The organism is Novosphingobium sp. (assembly GCF_030699305.1).
GTDB lineage: Bacteria > Pseudomonadota > Alphaproteobacteria > Sphingomonadales > Sphingomonadaceae > Novosphingobium.
In genome coordinates this window covers 29,570-46,291 of the sequence record NZ_JAUYNB010000034.1, presented here as the reverse complement: position 1 = coordinate 46,291, position 16,722 = coordinate 29,570, and the positions used below count along the sequence as shown (strand labels likewise).

Annotated in this window: 16 protein-coding genes; 13 read left to right on the top strand and 3 right to left on the bottom strand. The window is 64.2% G+C overall.

The window, feature by feature from the left end:
• The first annotated feature begins 2 nt into the window (after window positions 1-2).
• The 6 genes from fghA (at window position 3) to Q8Q53_RS13525 (ending at window position 6,466) form a co-directional block, all read left to right on the top strand.
• The gene (fghA, locus tag Q8Q53_RS13550) at window positions 3-836 is read left to right on the top strand and encodes an S-formylglutathione hydrolase (RefSeq protein ID WP_305702315.1); all 834 of its coding nucleotides are present in this window, start codon (window positions 3-5) and stop codon (window positions 834-836) included.
• The gene (locus Q8Q53_RS13545; protein WP_305702314.1) at window positions 833-1,258 is read left to right on the top strand and encodes an NAD(P)H-dependent oxidoreductase subunit E; all 426 of its coding nucleotides are present in this window, start codon (window positions 833-835) and stop codon (window positions 1,256-1,258) included. Before fghA ends, Q8Q53_RS13545 begins: the two co-directional genes overlap by 4 nt.
• Window positions 1,255-2,772 carry an NADH-ubiquinone oxidoreductase-F iron-sulfur binding region domain-containing protein gene (locus tag Q8Q53_RS13540; RefSeq protein WP_305702313.1) on the top strand — a complete coding sequence of 506 codons (1,518 nt, stop codon included), beginning with the start codon at window positions 1,255-1,257 and terminating at the stop codon, window positions 2,770-2,772. Before Q8Q53_RS13545 ends, Q8Q53_RS13540 begins: the two co-directional genes overlap by 4 nt.
• Window positions 2,773-2,893: 121 nt before the next feature.
• The gene (locus Q8Q53_RS13535; RefSeq protein ID WP_371136563.1) at window positions 2,894-3,433 is read left to right on the top strand and encodes a molybdenum cofactor guanylyltransferase; all 540 of its coding nucleotides are present in this window, start codon (window positions 2,894-2,896) and stop codon (window positions 3,431-3,433) included.
• Window positions 3,423-6,266, top strand: a complete 2,844-nt coding sequence (gene fdhF, locus Q8Q53_RS13530) for a formate dehydrogenase subunit alpha (RefSeq protein WP_305702312.1) — start codon at window positions 3,423-3,425, stop codon at window positions 6,264-6,266. Before Q8Q53_RS13535 ends, fdhF begins: the two co-directional genes overlap by 11 nt.
• Complete coding sequence (locus Q8Q53_RS13525) at window positions 6,266-6,466, top strand: formate dehydrogenase subunit delta (RefSeq protein ID WP_371136562.1); 201 nt, start codon at window positions 6,266-6,268, stop codon at window positions 6,464-6,466. The genes fdhF and Q8Q53_RS13525 overlap by 1 nt, the downstream gene beginning before the upstream one ends.
• A 4-nt stretch (window positions 6,467-6,470) precedes the next feature.
• On the opposite strand, the gene tagH is transcribed toward Q8Q53_RS13525, so the two are convergent.
• From tagH to Q8Q53_RS13510, 3 genes are all read right to left on the bottom strand, one after another.
• On the bottom strand, window positions 6,471-8,039 hold the full coding sequence (tagH, locus tag Q8Q53_RS13520; protein WP_305702310.1) for a type VI secretion system-associated FHA domain protein TagH: 1,569 nt from the start codon (window positions 8,037-8,039) through the stop codon (window positions 6,471-6,473).
• Window positions 8,040-8,081: 42 nt separating this feature from the next.
• On the bottom strand, window positions 8,082-8,624 hold the full coding sequence (locus Q8Q53_RS13515; protein WP_305702309.1) for a hypothetical protein: 543 nt from the start codon (window positions 8,622-8,624) through the stop codon (window positions 8,082-8,084).
• Between the two features lie 75 nt (window positions 8,625-8,699).
• Entirely contained in the window at window positions 8,700-10,631 is a 1,932-nt protein-coding gene (locus Q8Q53_RS13510) for a type VI secretion system Vgr family protein (protein ID WP_305702308.1), read from the bottom strand.
• Window positions 10,632-10,887: 256 nt separating this feature from the next.
• Here Q8Q53_RS13510 and Q8Q53_RS13505 point away from each other — a divergent pair, with 256 nt between their 5' ends.
• The 7 genes from Q8Q53_RS13505 to tssE all read left to right on the top strand — a co-directional run bounded on the left by Q8Q53_RS13505 (window position 10,888) and on the right by tssE (window position 16,721).
• Window positions 10,888-11,550 (top strand): OmpA family protein, encoded by a 663-nt coding sequence (locus Q8Q53_RS13505; RefSeq protein WP_305702307.1) that lies wholly within the window; start codon window positions 10,888-10,890, stop codon window positions 11,548-11,550.
• 77 nt (window positions 11,551-11,627) lie between these two features.
• Window positions 11,628-12,653: a type VI secretion system protein TssA gene (tssA, locus tag Q8Q53_RS13500; protein ID WP_305702306.1), complete on the top strand. Its 1,026-nt coding sequence runs from the start codon at window positions 11,628-11,630 to the stop codon at window positions 12,651-12,653.
• Between the two features lie 71 nt (window positions 12,654-12,724).
• Window positions 12,725-13,255 carry a type VI secretion system contractile sheath small subunit gene (tssB, locus tag Q8Q53_RS13495; protein WP_305702305.1) on the top strand — a complete coding sequence of 177 codons (531 nt, stop codon included), beginning with the start codon at window positions 12,725-12,727 and terminating at the stop codon, window positions 13,253-13,255.
• Between the two features lie 38 nt (window positions 13,256-13,293).
• The gene (gene tssC, locus Q8Q53_RS13490) at window positions 13,294-14,784 is read left to right on the top strand and encodes a type VI secretion system contractile sheath large subunit (RefSeq protein ID WP_305702304.1); all 1,491 of its coding nucleotides are present in this window, start codon (window positions 13,294-13,296) and stop codon (window positions 14,782-14,784) included.
• 108 nt (window positions 14,785-14,892) lie between these two features.
• Window positions 14,893-15,372 carry a type VI secretion system tube protein Hcp gene (locus tag Q8Q53_RS13485; RefSeq protein ID WP_305702303.1) on the top strand — a complete coding sequence of 160 codons (480 nt, stop codon included), beginning with the start codon at window positions 14,893-14,895 and terminating at the stop codon, window positions 15,370-15,372.
• Between the two features lie 22 nt (window positions 15,373-15,394).
• On the top strand, window positions 15,395-16,183 hold the full coding sequence (locus Q8Q53_RS13480; RefSeq protein ID WP_305702302.1) for a type VI secretion system accessory protein TagJ: 789 nt from the start codon (window positions 15,395-15,397) through the stop codon (window positions 16,181-16,183).
• A gap of 7 nt (window positions 16,184-16,190) precedes the next feature.
• Window positions 16,191-16,721, top strand: coding sequence for a type VI secretion system baseplate subunit TssE (gene tssE, locus Q8Q53_RS13475; RefSeq protein WP_305702301.1), 531 nt, complete (start codon window positions 16,191-16,193; stop codon window positions 16,719-16,721).
• Window position 16,722 lies beyond the last annotated feature (1 nt).

Genomic DNA, 16,722 nt, shown 5'->3' with positions numbered 1-16,722 from the left:
ACATGGAGCAGGTCAGCACCAATCGCAGCCACGGCGGCACTCAGGGGGTTTACACTCACCAGAGCGCCGCCACCGGCACACCGATGACCTTTTCGGTCTTCGTGCCGGACCACGCACCCGGCGCAAAGCTGCCGGTACTGTGGTATCTGTCGGGGCTGACCTGCACCCATGCCAACGTCACCGAAAAGGGCGAATACCGCGCTGCCTGTGCCAAGGCTGGCGTGATCTTCATCGCCCCCGATACGTCCCCGCGCGGGGATGATGTGCCGGATGACGCTGGCTATGACTTCGGCAAGGGCGCGGGGTTCTACGTCGATGCGACGCGGGAGCCGTGGGCTGCGCATTTCAAGATGCGCAGCTATATCGAGCAGGAACTGCCCGCGCTGGTGGCAGAGCATTTCCCGGTCGACATGGACCGGCAGGGCATCACCGGGCATTCGATGGGCGGCCACGGCGCGCTGACCATCGGCCTGCGCAATCCGGACCGGTTCCGCTCGGTCAGCGCGTTTTCGCCGATCGTCAGCCCGCTGAACTGCCCGTGGGGCGACAAGGCGCTGACCGGCTATCTGGGCGCGGACAAGGCGGCATGGCGTGAATACGATGCCTGCGCGCTGATCGAGGATGGCGCGCGCCTGCCCGACCTGCTGGTCGATCAAGGCGAGGGCGACAATTTCCTGCACGAACAACTCAAAACCGGCCTGCTGGTGCTGGCCTGCCGCAAGGCCGGCATCCCGGCGACGATCCGGATGCAGCCGGGCTATGACCATTCGTACTACTTCATTTCCAGCTTCATGGCTGACCATGTCGCCTGGCATGCCGAGCGGTTGAAGGCATGACCGATACCGCGCGCCTGGCCGAAATCATTGCGGCGCACCTGCACCGCGAAGGACCGCTGCTGCCGATCCTGCACGCTTGCCAGCACGCGTTTGGCTGCGTCGATGCGGCGGCGGAAGCGCAGGTTGCCAAGGCGCTGAACCTGTCCCGCGCGGAAGTGCACGGCGTGGTCAGCTTCTACCACGATTTCACCCCTGCGCCCGATCCGCGCCCGGCGGTTGAACTGTGCCGGGCCGAGGCCTGTCAGGCGCGCGGTGCCGAAGCGCTGGTCGCAGCGGCGACCAGCGCGGCGGGCAGCCGGGTGAACCTCAAGACGGTCTATTGCCTCGGCCTGTGCAGCGCTGGCCCGGCTGCGCGGGCCGGCGATACGCTCCACGCGCGGCTGGATGAGACGGCGCTGGTCGCGCTGGTACACGCGCAATGACCGTGGTGCGAATCTCGGACGATGCGCTGGCGCTGGCTTGCGGCGCGGACAGCGTGGCGGCGGCGTTCGCAGCGGCTGGCTGTACGGTCGAACGGGTGTCGAGCCGGGGGATGCACTGGCTGGAACCGCTGGTGGAGATTGATGGCCTGGGGTTCGGCCCGGCTGCTCCCGCCGATGTGCCTGCGATCCTTGACGGCACGTGCGACAAGGCGATTGGCCGGATCGCCGAGCATCCCTTCATCGCCGGGCAACAGCGGCTGACCTTCGCCCGCGCCGGGCGCACACGTCCGGTCAGTCTGGCCGACTACGCCGCGACCGGCGGCTGGGCGGGCCTGACCCGCGCCCGCGCGATGACACCGCAAGCCGTGCTGGACGAAGTGCTGCAATCGGGCCTGCGCGGACGCGGCGGGGCGGGTTTTCCGGCGGGGATCAAGTGGCAGACCGTCGCCAATGCGCCCGGCACCCGCAAATACGTGGTCTGCAACGCCGACGAAGGCGATAGCGGCACGTTCGCCGACCGGATGCTGATGGAAGGCGATCCGTTCCAGCTGATCGAGGGGATGGCAATTGCCGCCCACGCCGTCGGCGCTGGCCAAGGCTATATCTACGTCCGCAGCGAATATCCCCACGCGATTGCCAAGCTGAACGCCGCCATCGCGCTGGCGGCAGAGCATATCGCCCCCTTCGCCATCGAAGTGCGGGTCGGCGCGGGCGCCTATGTTTGCGGCGAGGAAACGTCGCTGCTGAACTCCATCGAGGGCAAACGCGGAGAAGTGCGCGCCAAGCCGCCTCTGCCCGCATTGGAAGGGCTGTTCGGCTGCCCCACGGTGGTCAACAACGTCCTGACTCTGGCGGCGATCCCGCACATCCTGTCAGACGGCGGCGCGGCGCTTTACGCCAGCCTGGGGGTAGACCGGTCGAAAGGCACGATGCCGATCCAGCTGGCAGGCAATATCAAGCATGGCGGGCTGTATGAAACCGCGTTCGGGATCGACCTCGACACGCTGGTCAACACAATCGGCGGCGGCACGGCATCGGGCCGTCCGGTGAAAGCGGTGCAAGTCGGCGGGCCGCTGGGGGCTTATCTCCCCCCTGCCCAGTTCCACCTGCCGTTCGATTACGAGGCCTATACCGTGGCCGACGCGCTGATCGGGCATGGCGGGATTACGGTGTTCGACGATAGCGCCGACATGGGCGGGCTGGCGCGGTTCGCGTTCGCATTCTGCGCGGCGGAAAGCTGCGGTAAGTGCACGCCCTGCCGGATCGGGTCCACACGGGGCGTCGAACTGATCGACCGCATCCGCAGCGGGGGCAAGCCAGCCGCCGATGCGGTGGAAGCCCTGCCCCAGATGCACAACGCCCGCAAGACTGGCCGGAGCCGCGCGGACGACCTGCAACTGCTGGAAGATCTCGCGGAAACGATGAAGTTCGGCTCGCTCTGCGCGCTGGGCGGGTTCACCCCCTATCCGGTGCTGAGCGCGCTGCGGCACTGGCCTGAGGATTTCGGGGAATGATCCAAGCCCCTCACGCCTCCCCCACCCCCGTCCGCCCTGAGCTTGTCGAAGGGCTGCACTTGACTTGCACGAAGGCAGAACGGTGCTTCGACAAGCTCAGCACGGGCGGGCTTGGGCAGCGATGGGCAGCATGATCCTCGGCGCGGTTCTGGCAGGCGGGCAATCATCGCGCTTCGGCAGCGACAAGGCGCTTGCCGTGCTGGACGGGCAGACCCTGCTGACCCGCGCCGTCGATACGCTGGCGCAGTGGTGCGACGCGGTCGTGGTGGTGGGCCGGACCGAGGCCCCTGCCCCGACTATTTCGGACTGGCCGCGCGCCAACATGGGCCCGCTCGGCGGGATCGCCGCTGCCCTGCGCCACGGCGCGGCAACCGGCCATGGCGAAGTCCTCACCTGCGGAGTCGATTCCGTCGGCCTGCCGGATGATCTGCCCGCGCGGCTTGCTCCCGCCCCGGCCTATCTGGCGGATCAGCCGGTCGTCGGCCTATGGCCCGCCAGCGCAGCGGATGATGTCGCGGCCATTCTGGACGGCACTGGCAAGCACAGCTTGCGCGCCCTTGCCGAACGGCTCGGCGCACGCGCAGTGACGCTGGAAGCCAATCCTGCCAATATCAACACGCCCGCCGATCTGGCCAATCTGGAGAATCGCGATGGGGTATGAACCGCAGGCCGATTTCGGCACGCCCGCAGTCCACTCGGACACCCTCGTCACGCTCACCATCGACGGGCGGCAAGTGACCGTCCCGGCCGGGACCAGCGTGATGCGCGCGGTGGCCGAGTGCGGCGGCTCGATCCCCAAGCTCTGCGCGACCGACAATGTCGCAGCCTTCGGTTCGTGCCGGATGTGCCTGGTGGAAATCGACGGACGGCGCGGCACACCCGCCAGCTGCACCACGCCCGCCGAAGCGAACATGGTGGTCCACACCCAGACGCCGCGCCTCGAAAAGCTGCGGCGCGGGGTGATGGAACTCTACATTTCCGACCACCCGCTCGATTGCCTGACGTGCAGCGCCAACAACGATTGCGAGCTTCAGGATACCGCCGCGCAAGTCGGCCTGCGCGATGTGCGTTATGGCTATGAGGGGGCCAACCATCTGGGCCTCGCGCCCGATACGTCGAACCCCTATTTCGATTTCGACCCCAGCAAGTGCATCGCCTGTTCACGTTGCGTACGGGCCTGCGATGAAGTGCAAGGCACGCTGGCGCTGACCATCGATGGGCGGGGCTTTGCCAGCACGGTCAGTGCCGGGCAGACCGCCGACAATTTCCTGTCGAGCGAATGCGTGTCCTGCGGCGCCTGCGTGCAGGCCTGCCCGACCGCGACCTTGCAGGAAAAGGCCGTGAAGGAGATCGGCAAGCCCGAACGCGCGGTGGTCACCACCTGTGCCTATTGCGGGGTCGGCTGCACGTTCCGCGCGGAAATGCGCGGTGAGCAACTGGTGCGGATGGTGCCGTGGAAGGACGGCAAAGCCAATCGCGGCCATTCCTGCGTCAAGGGCCGGTTCGCGTGGGGCTATGCCAACCATCAGGACCGCATCCTGAAGCCGATGATCCGGGACAGCATCGAACAGCCCTGGCGTGAGGTCAGCTGGGAACAGGCGCTGGCCTTCACCGCCGCGCGGCTCAATGCGATCAAGGCACAGTATGGCGCGCGGGCGCTGGGCGGGATCACGTCCAGCCGCTGCACCAACGAGGAGACTTTCCTCGTGCAGAAGCTGGTCCGCAGCGGGTTTGGCTCCAACAACGTCGATACCTGCGCACGGGTCTGCCACTCGCCCACCGGCTATGGCCTGTCCAAGACCTTTGGCACCAGCGCTGGCACGCAGGATTTCGACAGCGTGATGGGCGCCGATGTCATTCTGGTGATCGGCGCGAACCCGACTGACGGCCACCCGGTCTTCGCCAGCCGCATGAAGCGGCGGCTCCGTCAGGGTGCCAAGCTGATCGTGATCGACCCGCGCCGGATCGACCTCGTTCGCAGCCCCCATATCGAGGCCGCGCATCACTTGCCGCTGCAACCCGGCACCAACGTGGCCGTACTGACCGCGATGGCGCACGTGATCGTGACCGAGGGGCTCGCGGCGGAAGACTTCATCCGCGAACGCTGTGACTGGGACGAATATCAGGACTGGGCGCGGTTCGTGTCGGACCAGCGCCATGCGCCCGAAACGCTGGAAGCCGTTACGCGCGTGCCCGCGTCTGACTTGCGCGAAGCCGCCCGGCTCTATGCGACCGGCGGGAACGGGGCGATTTATTACGGCCTCGGCGTGACCGAACATTCGCAGGGTTCCTCCACCGTAATGGCCATCGCCAACCTCGCCATGGTCACCGGCAATGTCGGGCGGCGCGGCGTGGGCGTGAACCCCTTGCGCGGCCAGAACAACGTGCAGGGCGCGTGCGACATGGGCAGCTTCCCGCACGAGCTGTCCGGCTATCGCCACATCTCCGACGCGGCAACGCGCAGCCTGTTCGAGGCGGAATGGGGCACGCCGCTGGATGCCGAACCGGGCCTGCGCATCCCCAACATGCTGGACGCGGCGGTCGATGGCACGTTCCGCGCGATCTACATTCAGGGGGAGGATATTCTGCAATCCGATCCCAACACCCATCACGTCGCGGCGGGGCTGAAGGCGATGGACTGCGTGATCGTCCACGACCTGTTCCTGAACGAAACCGCCAACTATGCCCACGTGTTCCTGCCGGGCAGCACGTTCCTCGAAAAGGACGGCACTTTCACCAACGCCGAACGCCGCATCCAGCTGGTCCGCAAGGTGATGGAACCGGCGAACGGTTACGGTGACTGGGAAGTAACGCAGGAACTGGCCCGCGCCATGGGGCTGGACTGGAACTATACTCACCCCAGCGAGATCATGGACGAAATCGCCCGCCTAACCCCCAGCTTCACCGGCGTGTCGTTCGCGCGGCTGGAGGCCGAAGGGTCGCTGCAATGGCCGGTGAACGAAGCCCATCCCGACGGCAGCCCGATCATGCACGTCGACGGTTTCGTTCGCGGCAAGGGCAAGTTCATGGTGACGGACTATGTGCCCACCGACGAAAAGACCGGCCCGCGCTTTCCGCTGCTGCTGACCACGGGGCGCATCCTGTCGCAGTACAACGTCGGCGCGCAGACGCGGCGGACGGCCAACACCGTATGGCACGCGGAAGACCTGTTGGAAATGCATCCCACCGATGCGGAGAACCGGGGCCTCAACGATGGTGACTGGGCGCGCCTGACCAGCCGCACTGGCGAGACCACCCTGCGCGTCACCGTGACCGACCGGGTTGCGCCGGGCGTGGTCTACACCACGTTCCACCACCCCGCGACGCAGGCCAACGTGGTGACGACCGAGTTTTCGGACTGGGCCACCAACTGCCCCGAATACAAGGTGACCGCCGTGCAGGTCATGCCCAGCAACGGCCCGAGCGAATGGCAGGAAAGCTATGCCAGCTGGTCCGAAAAGAGCCGCCGGATCACAACTGAGGCCGCTGAATGATGGACACCGCCCCCCTGATCCACATGGCCAACCAGATCGCCAGCAACCTCGCCGCGCAAGGTGAAGCGGCCGCGATCGAGCAGACCGCCCAGCACCTGATCGCGTTCTGGGACCCGCGCATGAAGGCGGGCATCCTGGCCGCCGATCCCGCCCCGCTCAGCCCCATCGCGCGCGCGGCGGTGGAACAGCTGCGGGGGTAGCGCTTCAGCGGCTGCGCTGCGCGCTCTCTTCCTCGTATGCCTTGCGGAATTCGCGCGCGAACACTTCCATGAAGGCCTCGTCCGATCCTTCGGACACGCCGCTGAATTCCTTGACATAGGCCCGCCACAGCGCCGCATCCTGCGCGCCGGGCAGGATCTGCGAAAGCAGCCCCTTGGACTGCACCCGCTGGCTGATCGCCTTGGGTGAAAAGCGATCCAGGGTTGCCCGCAGCGCCCCTTGCATGGCCTTCAACGTCGCCATCTGGTGCGATTGCAGATCGACGAAGGCATCCTCGATCGCGCGTTCGGCGGGCATGAAGCCGCGTTCGGCCGGATTGAGCATCTGTGCCATCGACTGCTCCGGCGTGCGCGCGAACTTGAGCGGATTGTTGCCTTCGAATTGCAGGATCGTGGCCTGCGCACCCAGCTGCGCCTTGGCGCGCGCCCGTGCCTCCACCATCACGACCATGCCCGACAGCAAGGATCGCAGCATCGTTGCCATGGCCGCCAGCGTCGCCTGGGATTCCTGCCGCAGGTCAGCTGGGGACAATCCCAGCATCGCTGCCAGTTGCGCGTTGAGATCGGCCATCTGCGCCGGTGCAGGCGGAGCAACTGGCGCGGCCGCAGGCGGCGCACCGAACCCGCCCGCTGGCGCGGCCGGTTCAGCAGGTGCAGGAGGTGCAAGGCCAAAGCTGTTGTCGACCGGCGGCAGATTGCCCAGCGCCTCGGCCCCGGATGTGCCCGCCAGCCCCAGCGGCGCGGTCGCCGACGGCGGCTCCACCGCGCCAAAATTGCTGCGCGACCAGTCAACCGCGTTCACTTCGGCCATCTGCCCCCAGATGTCCTTGCCCGCCGGTGTCGGCGGCGGCGTGGCGGCCTGACTGGACCAGTCCGAAGCCTTCGGTGCGGCCCAGTCCGCACCCGGGGTCGGCGCACCCCATGGCAGGTCGGCTGCAGGCGGAGGCGTAGCCGGGGGCGGGGGCGGCGCGGCAGCTGATGGCGCGCCCCAGTTCCCGCCAGCCACAGGAGGCGACTCGCCGATCGGCGGCGCAGCCGGAGCGGGGGCGACGGGCGACGCTGCCACAGGGGTTTGGGCCATTGGTGGCGGCGCCCAGTTTCCACCAACCGGGCCGCCGCCGGCCAGCGCGGAAACCGGCTTGGGCTTGCCCCAGTCCTTGCCTGCCGCGCTGTCGCCGGTGGGCGCGCCGATGGTATCCCAGCCCTGCCACTCCGGACCGGCCGTGCCTGGCGCGGCTGCGACCTGGCCCGGCACCGCCACCTCGACCTCATACTGGCCGATCACGATCACGTCGCCGCTGGCCAGCCGGTGCGGGCCGGACATCGCCGCACCGTTGATCAGCGTTCCGTTCGTGCTGGTGTCCCGCAGCAGATAGCTGTCCCCTTCGAACCGCACTTCGCAATGGCGCGAAGAAATGAAGTTCGATGGATCCGGCAGCGTCCAGTCGACCGTCGGCGAACGACCGATTGCCGCGCCGCGCCGCTCCAGCTCAAGCCGCAGCGGGCCGCCGTTGCTCAGGGCGGGAACGTTCTTCAGGCTCAGCACCAGCGTCATTGCGTCTCCGGCATCATTCTGGACCGCACCCGCGCCGCCCGCCTAGCTACTGGCAATCCGGTCACCTTCGGCCGTGGCCAGTTGCAAGATCCGGTCGGCATCATTGGCCCCATACGCACAAGCCAGTATCGCGGTTGCCGCCAGCCGTCCACACAGATGGCTTTCCGGCTGCACCGGACCGCAATCTTCCGGCGCGATCGATCCGCCGGAAAAGTACACCGCGCAGGCCAGCAACCGCTCCGGGCTGCCCTCGGACGATTGCTGAGCCAGCGTGAAGGCCGCGCGCCGCACGTCGTCGCCCGGTGCAGCCAGCCAGCCCCGCACGGCGCGCAGCAATTGTTCGCGGTATGCGGTCTGTCCGCACCGTCCGGATCGTTCCAGCACGTGCAGCGCCCATTCGACCGCTTCCTGACGGGGCAGCGCCGCGCCGAGATACAGCACTGCTGCGTCCAGTTCTCCGCTGCCCGCCAGTTCACGAAAATACGCCTCGGGTTCGGTCCCCGACGCGTCGCCGGGTTCACCGTCATCAGAGCAACGGGCAAGGATCTGCCCTGCTTCAGTCCACGGTACGCGCAGCCAACTCATCGTGCCTTACCCCTGTCTGCTTCCCCGGCCCCTGCCTGATCAACCGAATTGCCCTGATTGTCCGACTTGCTCCGGTCAGTTGATCAGCGTCATCCCACCCTTGAGCGTGAGCAAGCCATCGCCCTTGACGGTGGTCATCGGCGACTTCGCTTCCAGCATGGCCGTGCCGACCAGCTTGATGCCGGTCTGGTCGATCACGATGGACGATCCGCCCACTTTCAGCGTGATCTTGGTTTTGGCGGTGATGGTAATCTCGGTTCCGGCATCGACCTTGATCGATTTGGTGACGTCCAACTGGTCGGTATCCTCGACCGTGACCTTGCGCGCCTTGCCGATCTCCACCGTTTCGTTGCGCTTGACCTTTTCGCTGCGATCCTGCCCGATCTTCACTTCCTGATCGAGCCCGACGTGATGCGATTCCTTGAACCGGACGCGGGTATTCATGTCGCGTTCGGCGTGCAGGAAGACCTCTTCCTCCCCGTTCTTGTCCTCGAACCGCAATTCGTTAGCGCGCGGATCCTTTACGTCGAGCGATTCCGCACCGGGCAGACTGGAGGAGGTGTTGCTCTTGTAACTCTTGGTCCGCCACAGCGCCTTGGTCTTGTTGTCGGGCAGCTTGTAAACCGGCATGTTCTGGCTGTTGAACACCCGGCCGACCACGATCGGACGATCCGGATCACCATGCAGGAAGTCAACGATCACCTCGTGCCCGACGCGGGGCAGGATAATGTTGCCCAGCCCGCCCGTCTGCGACACGCGGATCCAGCACGTGCTGGATTCGCCCGGCGAGCCGGAACGGTCCCAGTGGAACCGGACTTTCACCCGGCCGTATTCATCGGTGAAGATTTCCTCGCCGCCCGGACCGGTGACAATCGCGGTTTCCGGGCCCTTGACCACCGGCCGCGGCACAGTCGGCAGAACCTGCCAGGCCACGTCGGCGGGTACAGCTTCGATGAACACGCTGCTCCCTTCACCGCCGCCGCCGCTGCGCTCCACCTCTACCGAGGTGACGTGGTGCGTGCGGGTGATCATGTATTCGCAATTGAACCGGCTTTGCTGATGTCCCTTCAGCTTCAGGGTGCGGCCGCATGAAATGCCCAGCGCCTGCGATTCACCGCTGAACACCTGCCGGTTGGCGCGCAGCGCATCCAGCATGGTCTGCCCGATCGGCGTGCCGACATTCGGCTTCTGATAGCGACCGGGGAAGCTGTAGAGTTCATTGGCGTCCAGCGGATGGTCGGCCTTGGCATTGACCGACACCTCCAGCGGGCGGTCGGCCTTGGTAAAATTGAAGTCCCGCAAGGTGACCTTTGCTTCACCGCCGGTCGACACCCGTTCGACCCAGTGGCTGATAAATTCCTGCTTGCTGCCGGAAATCGCCGTCGACGCCACATTGCGGACCGAACTGGCCTGCTGGTTATAGGCCAGCAGGGGCGGCTTGCCGGGCTTGTGCGACGAAGGCCCCTCACACAGCACCATTTCGTGGGCCTGCGCCTTGTGCTTGTAGTAGTAATAAATACCCTCTTCCTCAAACAAACGAGAAATGAAGGCAAAATCACTTTCTCCGTACTGCACACAGTATTCGCGCGGGTCACGCGCGCGGGTCAGCTTGCCGTAGTCGACTTTCGCGGCCGGATATTTTTCAAAAATCACCTTGGCGATATCAATGACCGATTTATCCTGGAAAATCCGGAAATCGATATTGTGGGCCATGAAGTATGTCCACGGCCGCAACGAAAGGCGGTAATGATATCCATCGTGCCGCTGGGCCAGATACTCGCCCTCGACAATGATTCCGTTGAAATGGCGCAGTAATTCCCCTTCTTCAGAGATCGCCACGCCCGCCCCCTTGCCCAGATGCGGCAAGAGATCGATTTCGCTGTGCGCCGCAACAATATCGATCGAAATGCTGAACGGTCGCCCCAGTGCTTCACTGGCCTCGACCCGGCGGATCGAAACTTGTTCGCCGCCCAGATCAATGGATAATCTTGTTTGTCGGCCAGCCATCGCTCACTCCCGCCGATCGAGACGCTATTTGCGCCTGACTAACACCTACCACGCTAAAGCGCCACCAAGCGTGTTGCAACAACTTGGTAGTTAACAGGCTTGTCGAAATTATGATATGACTTGATAAGTCGGTAAGGACTCTTTCGAGTCGGCCTTTGTGGTGAAGAAAAACATGAAACGCTTCAACCTTTTCCTGAAATCCGCCGCAGCGGCCGGAATTGCCACAGCGCTGGTGCCAGCAACTGCACTTGCCAACATGGCTGCACCGGCTGAGTTGACCGAATACGAGCAGAGCCTGGCCTGCAAGTTCAGCCAGACCTGCGATGTTGCCGATAGCGCCGCCGATACCGGCGATGATGGCAGTCAGGTTGTCGGCGATGAAGCACCCTTTACTGTGTTCGCTGGCAAAGGCGCCGCCGCACCAGCTCCGGCAAAGCGCGCGGCCAGCGTAGCCGCGACTGGATCCGGGTCCGGCCCGCGGCTTTACAGCGGCGGGGCAGCACGCAGCGCCGCATCGGGCAAAGTTGCGGTCAGCACCGCGCGGATGACGGCCAAGACCCGTTCTGCCCCTACCTCGGCGCGCAAGAACGCGGCTGAAATGCAGGTTCTGTTCGGTAACGATTCAGCCACGCTGAACCAGTCGGGCATGTCCGAAGTCCGGGCCTGGGCGAACCTGTTCAAGAGCGGGCAGTTTGCGTCGATGCGGATCCGGATCGAAGGGCACACCAACGCCGTCGGCAACCGCGATCACAATCTCAGCCTGTCGCAGCGCCGCGCCCGGTCCGTGCTGGACTACATGGTGGCGCAGGGCATCCCGGCCGAACGGATCGAAGCGGTCGGCTATGGTTTCGACCGGCCAAAATCGCCCAACCCGCGCGATGCCCAGAACCGCCGGGTCGAAATCGTCAAGGCGGACTGAACAATACCAGTGCCCGGCAGGTTCCGACCCGCCGGGCATTTTAATATCCATAATACAAAAGTTGGCGGGAGAAACTGGTGGCGCTGGAAATCGAATCGTTGCTTGCGCCGGTATCCGACGACGATCCGGTCGGGCCGGACCTGGATTACGATCCGGGCCGCGATACGATCCGCACGGTATTTGAAACCGGTTTTTCGGACGAGGGTGACAGTGGCGCGGACGTCAACTGGCGTGACATCATTGCCGAGATCGAAAATCAGCTGGCCCTGTCCAAGGACATCTGGCTGCCGGTCTACCTGATGCGCGCCGGGGCAATGGCCGGACGGCTTGACGTGATCCAGGCCGGTGCCGAAGTGCTGGCCGGGCTGCTGGAACGCTATTGGGACACGGTTCACCCCAAGCTGGAAGAACTGGGTTTGCCGGGCCGCATTACACCGTGCTCGTCGCTTTCCCGGTTGGCAGAGTTCATCAATCCACTGCGCCGCGCGGTGCTGGTATCCCACCCCCGGCTGGGCAGCTATTGCGGCGCGGATTTCGAACGGTTCGACGCGAACGGCGATGCCGAACCCGATTTCGGGATGTTCCGGGCAGCGATGCATGAACTGCCCAAGGACGAGTTGATTGCCGCAATCGAAGCACTCGATTCGATCGCGGCATCGCTGCGCCGGGCAGACGGCGTGTTCATGGCCAATGCCGATGGCGATGGTCCCAATTTCAAGACCACGTATGACGCGCTGGACGCGATGCGCAAAAGCGTTGGCGCCTATGCTGGCATCGAAACACCGGCAACCGATGGCGCCGATGGCGCCGATGGCAATGCATCGACCGAATCCGCCGGTGGGGACTTTGAAGGTTCTGCGTCAGGCCGCGGAACCGGCAGAATCGAAACCCGCGAAGACGTGATTCGCGCACTTGACACAATCGCCGATTACTATCGCCGCAAAGAACCGAGCAGCCCCGTCCCAGTCGTATTGCAACGTGCGCGTGAATGGGTCACACTCGATTTCTTGACGATCCTGCGCGACATCGCGCCGAACAGTATTGAAGATGCAAAACGCGTGCTTGTGTTTGCACGTGAAGAGTCCAATGATTGGAGCGGATGAATTAACCAGGGTGATCTTTTTGGGCTGACTGGTCCGATTTCGCTTCACAGGTAAGGTCAAAGGGGCAGTTTATGGCTATTGGGAAAAGTGGACAGCGCTTCATCAGGGAGAACCGTGCGCCACGCGTTCACATCGAATATGAAGTGGAAACTTTCGGTGCGCTCCAGAAAGTCGAACTGCCATTCGTGATGGGTGTGCTGTCTGACCTGTCGGGCAAGAGCCACGTCGAGAAGAAGGCGCTCGACAAGCGTGACTTCGTGGAATTCGACATGGACAACTTTGAACAGCGCATGGAGGCGATCGCCCCGCGCGCGGCTTTCAATGTCGACAATACGCTGACCGGCGACGGCAAGATGTCGGTCGACCTGACGTTCAAGTCGATGGAAGACTTCTCACCGGGCCAGATCGCCAAGAACGTGCCGGCGCTGTCGAAGCTGCTTGAAGCGCGTCAGCAACTCAATGACCTGATGACTTACATGGACGGCAAGGACGGCGCGCAGGAACTGCTCGACAAGGTCCTGAACGATCCTGACTTGCTGAAATCGCTCGCCTCGGCCCGGTCGCAGGCAAACGGCGCCACCAGCGAAGAACCGTCCGAATAAACCGTCAGCTTAACGCTGCAAGAACTGGAGTTTACGCAATGGCGCAAGAGCCGCTGCAACAAGGCACCGCCGCAGGCACCGAAACGATCGCACTCGACGATTTCGCGTCACTGCTGCAAAAAGAGTTCAAACCGGGTGACGATGCCCGCGCGAACCGGATCGAACAGGCTGTCCAGACCCTGGCGCAACAGGCGCTGACCGATGCTGCGGTGATCGGCCAGGATGTGTTTGCCACGCTGGATTCGATGGTCTCCGCGCTGGACAAGAAATTGTCCGAGCAGATCAACCTGATCCTGCACAACCCGGATTTCCAGACGCTTGAAGCGGCCTGGCGCGGGTTGTCCTACATGGTGTTCAACACCTCGACCGGCAAAGACCTGAAGATCCGCGTGCTGAACGTCGGCAAGGACGAATGCCGCAAGATGTTCCGCCAGTACCGCGATGCGGCCTGGGATCAGAGCCCGCTGTTCAAGAAGGTCTATGAATCCGAATTCGGCCAGTTGGGCGGCCAGCCCTATGGCGCGTTCGTGTGCGATTACCAGTTCAGCCACAGCGCCCCGGATCTGGAAGTGCTGAAAGGCATCGCCAAGATCGGCGCGGCCGCGCACGCACCGTTCCTGTCCGGCGCCTCGCCCCAGTTGCTGGGGATGGAAAGCTGGCAGGAACTGTCCAACCCGCGCGACATCGGCAAGCTGTTCGAAGCGCAGGACTACGCCGGCTGGCGGGGCTTCCGCCAGTCGCAGGACAGCCGCTACGTCGCGCTGACTGCGCCGCGGTTCCTGGGCCGCGTCCCTTATGGTGCCAAGACCGCGCCGATCGACGAATTCGATTTCGAAGAGGAAACCAGCGGCGACCACGACAACCATCTGTGGGTCAATTCGGCCTATGCGATGGGCGTCCGCGTGACCGAGGCGTTCAAGGAGTTCGGCTGGTGCACCCGCATCCGCGGGGTTGAATCGGGCGGCACTGTCGAAGGTCTGCCGACCGCGACCTTCCCGACCGACGATGGCGGCGTGGACATGAAGTGTCCGACCGAGATCGCCATTTCGGACCGGCGCGAAGCGGAACTTTCCAAGGCCGGCCTGCTTGCGCTGATTCACCGCAAGAATACCGACCAGGCGACGTTCATCGGCGCGCAGACCTGTTATCACCCCAAGACCTATGATGATCCCGCCGCCACTGCGAGCGAGAACCTGTCCGCGCGGTTGCCGTACATCTTCGCCAGCTGCCGGTTTGCCCACTATCTGAAGTGCATGGTGCGGGACTGGGTTGGCGGCACGCGCGAAGCGCCGCAGCTGCAGTACGATCTCAACCGCTGGATCGCCCAGTTCATCGACGGCAACCCGGAAAGCTCGACCGAGTACGACAAGGCCAAGATGCCGCTGAAGGCCGCCCAGATCGAGGTTATCCCGGATGAGGAAAACCCCGGTTTCTACAAGGGCAAGTTCCTGTTCGTGCCGCACTATCAGCTGGAAGGCATGGACGTGTCGCTCAGCATGGTTTCGCGCCTGCCGGGCGGAAAGGGCTGAGCCAGCGAGCGCATACAGCAATTTCAACGACGTTGGATTTCGACGAAGTAACGCAAAACTATAAAAATAAGACGGCGGGACGCGCCAACATCTAGACGGAGACAAGCGATGGCTACTGACATGTTCCTGATGCTCGACGGCATCAAAGGTGAATCCCAGGACAGCAAGCACAGCGGAGAAATCGAAATCTCCAGCTTCAGCTTCGGCGTGCACCAGGTTGGTTCGGCCAGCTCTGGCGGCGGCGCCGGGACCGGCAAGGCCAGCTTCGATGACCTGCACGTCTCGAAGCATGCCGACAAGGCTACCCCGATCCTGATGCAGAAGTGCGCCACCGGCGAACACATCAAGACCGCGATCCTGACCGTCCGCAAGGCCGGCAAGGATCAGCAGGAATACTATGTGATCAAGATGACCGACCTGATCGTGTCGAGCGTTTCGAACATGGGAACCGATGGCGAAGTGCCCAGCGAGCAGGTTTCGCTGAACTTCTCGACCATCGACTTCACCTACAAGGAACAGACCGCCAGCGGTTCGCTGGGCGGGACCACGAAGTTCGGGTGGGATCTCAAGAAGGTGAAAGCGATGTAATCGGCCTGCGGGCTGAAAACAGATGGCAGATCCACACGACCTGCTTCGCCACGGCGATCTCGACGGCGCGCGCAGCGCGCTGGTCGAGATCGTCCGGTCGAAGCCCCAGGACGCGCAGGCGCGGATGTTCCTGTTCCAGTTGCTTGCGCTGCTGGGCGAATGGGACAAGGCACGCCTGCAATTGACCACACTGGCGACGCTTTCCCCGGAGGCGCAGATGCTGTCGGCTGCCTATGGGCAGGCGATCGAGGCTGAACGCCACCGCGCGCTGGCGTTCAGCGGTGATGCTGATATTCCGGTTCACGGTGCCGATGAGGGCTGGCCGCTGCAACTGGCCCAAGCATTGACCTGCTTTGCCCGCGGCGACGCCGTGCGCGGAAACGAACTGCGCGAAGCCGCGTTCGACGCCGCCCGGGATACCCCCGGCACGGCCAATGGCATCGCGTTTGACTGGATCGCCAATGCCGACAGCCGGTTCGGCCCGTCGCTCGAAGCAATCATCGGCGGCAAATGGGGCATCGTGCCATTTTCAGTCATTGAACGGATCGAAAGCGCCGGCGTGCGCGATCTGCGCGATCTGATGTGGTATCCGGTGCAAATCGCATTTCGCTCGGGCCAGTCGGCAGCAGCGATGTTGCCCGGCCGCTATCCCGGCACCGAAACAGCGGGCACCGGCCCGGAAAAGCTGGCCCGCGCAACCAACTGGAGCGCTGGCGCGGCGGGCGATCAGGGGACCGGTCAGCAATTGCTGGCATTGTCCGGCGGCGAGGATATCGGGCTGCTCGAAATCCGCACGCTCGTGTTCGAATAGCGCCGCCATGGCGATCCGGCCGCGCGTCAACCCCACGATTTTCGACAAGCTGGTGTCCGACACCGAGATTGCCGGGCTGCACGACGACACGCCCGGCGCGGCCGTGACCCGTGAAACGCTGCAACGCTTTTCAGTGGCGCGGGTGGAGCGCTTCAATGAGGAAGCGCTGCGCGGTACGGTCCGGCGCGAACTGGGCTGGCTGTTCAACACCACCAACCTGGAATCGGTTGTCGACCTGGAGCATTACCCCCAGATTCGCACTTCGGTGCTGAATTACGGCGTCCCGGCGATGTCGGGCCGGGCCATGACCCACCGCGCCGTGTTGCAGCGCGCACGGGAAATCCGCTCGGCCCTGCTCAATTACGAACCCCGGCTCGATCCGGATTCGCTGGTCGTCGAGGCCAGCGACGATATCGAGCGCGAGAACGCGATCACGTTTGTCATCCGGGGTGATGTTTCTTCAGCGGCGCACGCCCTGCCGATATCCATGCGGACCGATGTCGACATCGATTCCGCCGCGATCACGGTTCGGGAGTAGC

What these genes read in the sequence shown, in the direction of transcription:
- fghA (WP_305702315.1), top strand. Translation starts at nt 3, where the DNA reads ATGGAGCAGGTCAGCACCAATCGCAGCCACGGCGGCACTCAGGGGGTT.
- Q8Q53_RS13545 (WP_305702314.1), top strand. Translation starts at nt 833, where the DNA reads ATGACCGATACCGCGCGCCTGGCCGAAATCATTGCGGCGCACCTGCAC.
- Q8Q53_RS13540 (WP_305702313.1), top strand. Translation starts at nt 1,255, where the DNA reads ATGACCGTGGTGCGAATCTCGGACGATGCGCTGGCGCTGGCTTGCGGC.
- Q8Q53_RS13535 (WP_371136563.1), top strand. Translation starts at nt 2,894, where the DNA reads ATGGGCAGCATGATCCTCGGCGCGGTTCTGGCAGGCGGGCAATCATCG.
- fdhF (WP_305702312.1), top strand. Translation starts at nt 3,423, where the DNA reads ATGGGGTATGAACCGCAGGCCGATTTCGGCACGCCCGCAGTCCACTCG.
- Q8Q53_RS13525 (WP_371136562.1), top strand. Translation starts at nt 6,266, where the DNA reads ATGGACACCGCCCCCCTGATCCACATGGCCAACCAGATCGCCAGCAAC.
- tagH (WP_305702310.1), bottom strand. Translation starts at nt 8,039, where the DNA reads ATGACGCTGGTGCTGAGCCTGAAGAACGTTCCCGCCCTGAGCAACGGC.
- Q8Q53_RS13515 (WP_305702309.1), bottom strand. Translation starts at nt 8,624, where the DNA reads ATGAGTTGGCTGCGCGTACCGTGGACTGAAGCAGGGCAGATCCTTGCC.
- Q8Q53_RS13510 (WP_305702308.1), bottom strand. Translation starts at nt 10,631, where the DNA reads ATGGCTGGCCGACAAACAAGATTATCCATTGATCTGGGCGGCGAACAA.
- Q8Q53_RS13505 (WP_305702307.1), top strand. Translation starts at nt 10,888, where the DNA reads ATGGCTGCACCGGCTGAGTTGACCGAATACGAGCAGAGCCTGGCCTGC.
- tssB (WP_305702305.1), top strand. Translation starts at nt 12,725, where the DNA reads ATGGCTATTGGGAAAAGTGGACAGCGCTTCATCAGGGAGAACCGTGCG.
- tssC (WP_305702304.1), top strand. Translation starts at nt 13,294, where the DNA reads ATGGCGCAAGAGCCGCTGCAACAAGGCACCGCCGCAGGCACCGAAACG.
- Q8Q53_RS13485 (WP_305702303.1), top strand. Translation starts at nt 14,893, where the DNA reads ATGGCTACTGACATGTTCCTGATGCTCGACGGCATCAAAGGTGAATCC.
- Q8Q53_RS13480 (WP_305702302.1), top strand. Translation starts at nt 15,395, where the DNA reads ATGGCAGATCCACACGACCTGCTTCGCCACGGCGATCTCGACGGCGCG.
- tssE (WP_305702301.1), top strand. Translation starts at nt 16,191, where the DNA reads ATGGCGATCCGGCCGCGCGTCAACCCCACGATTTTCGACAAGCTGGTG.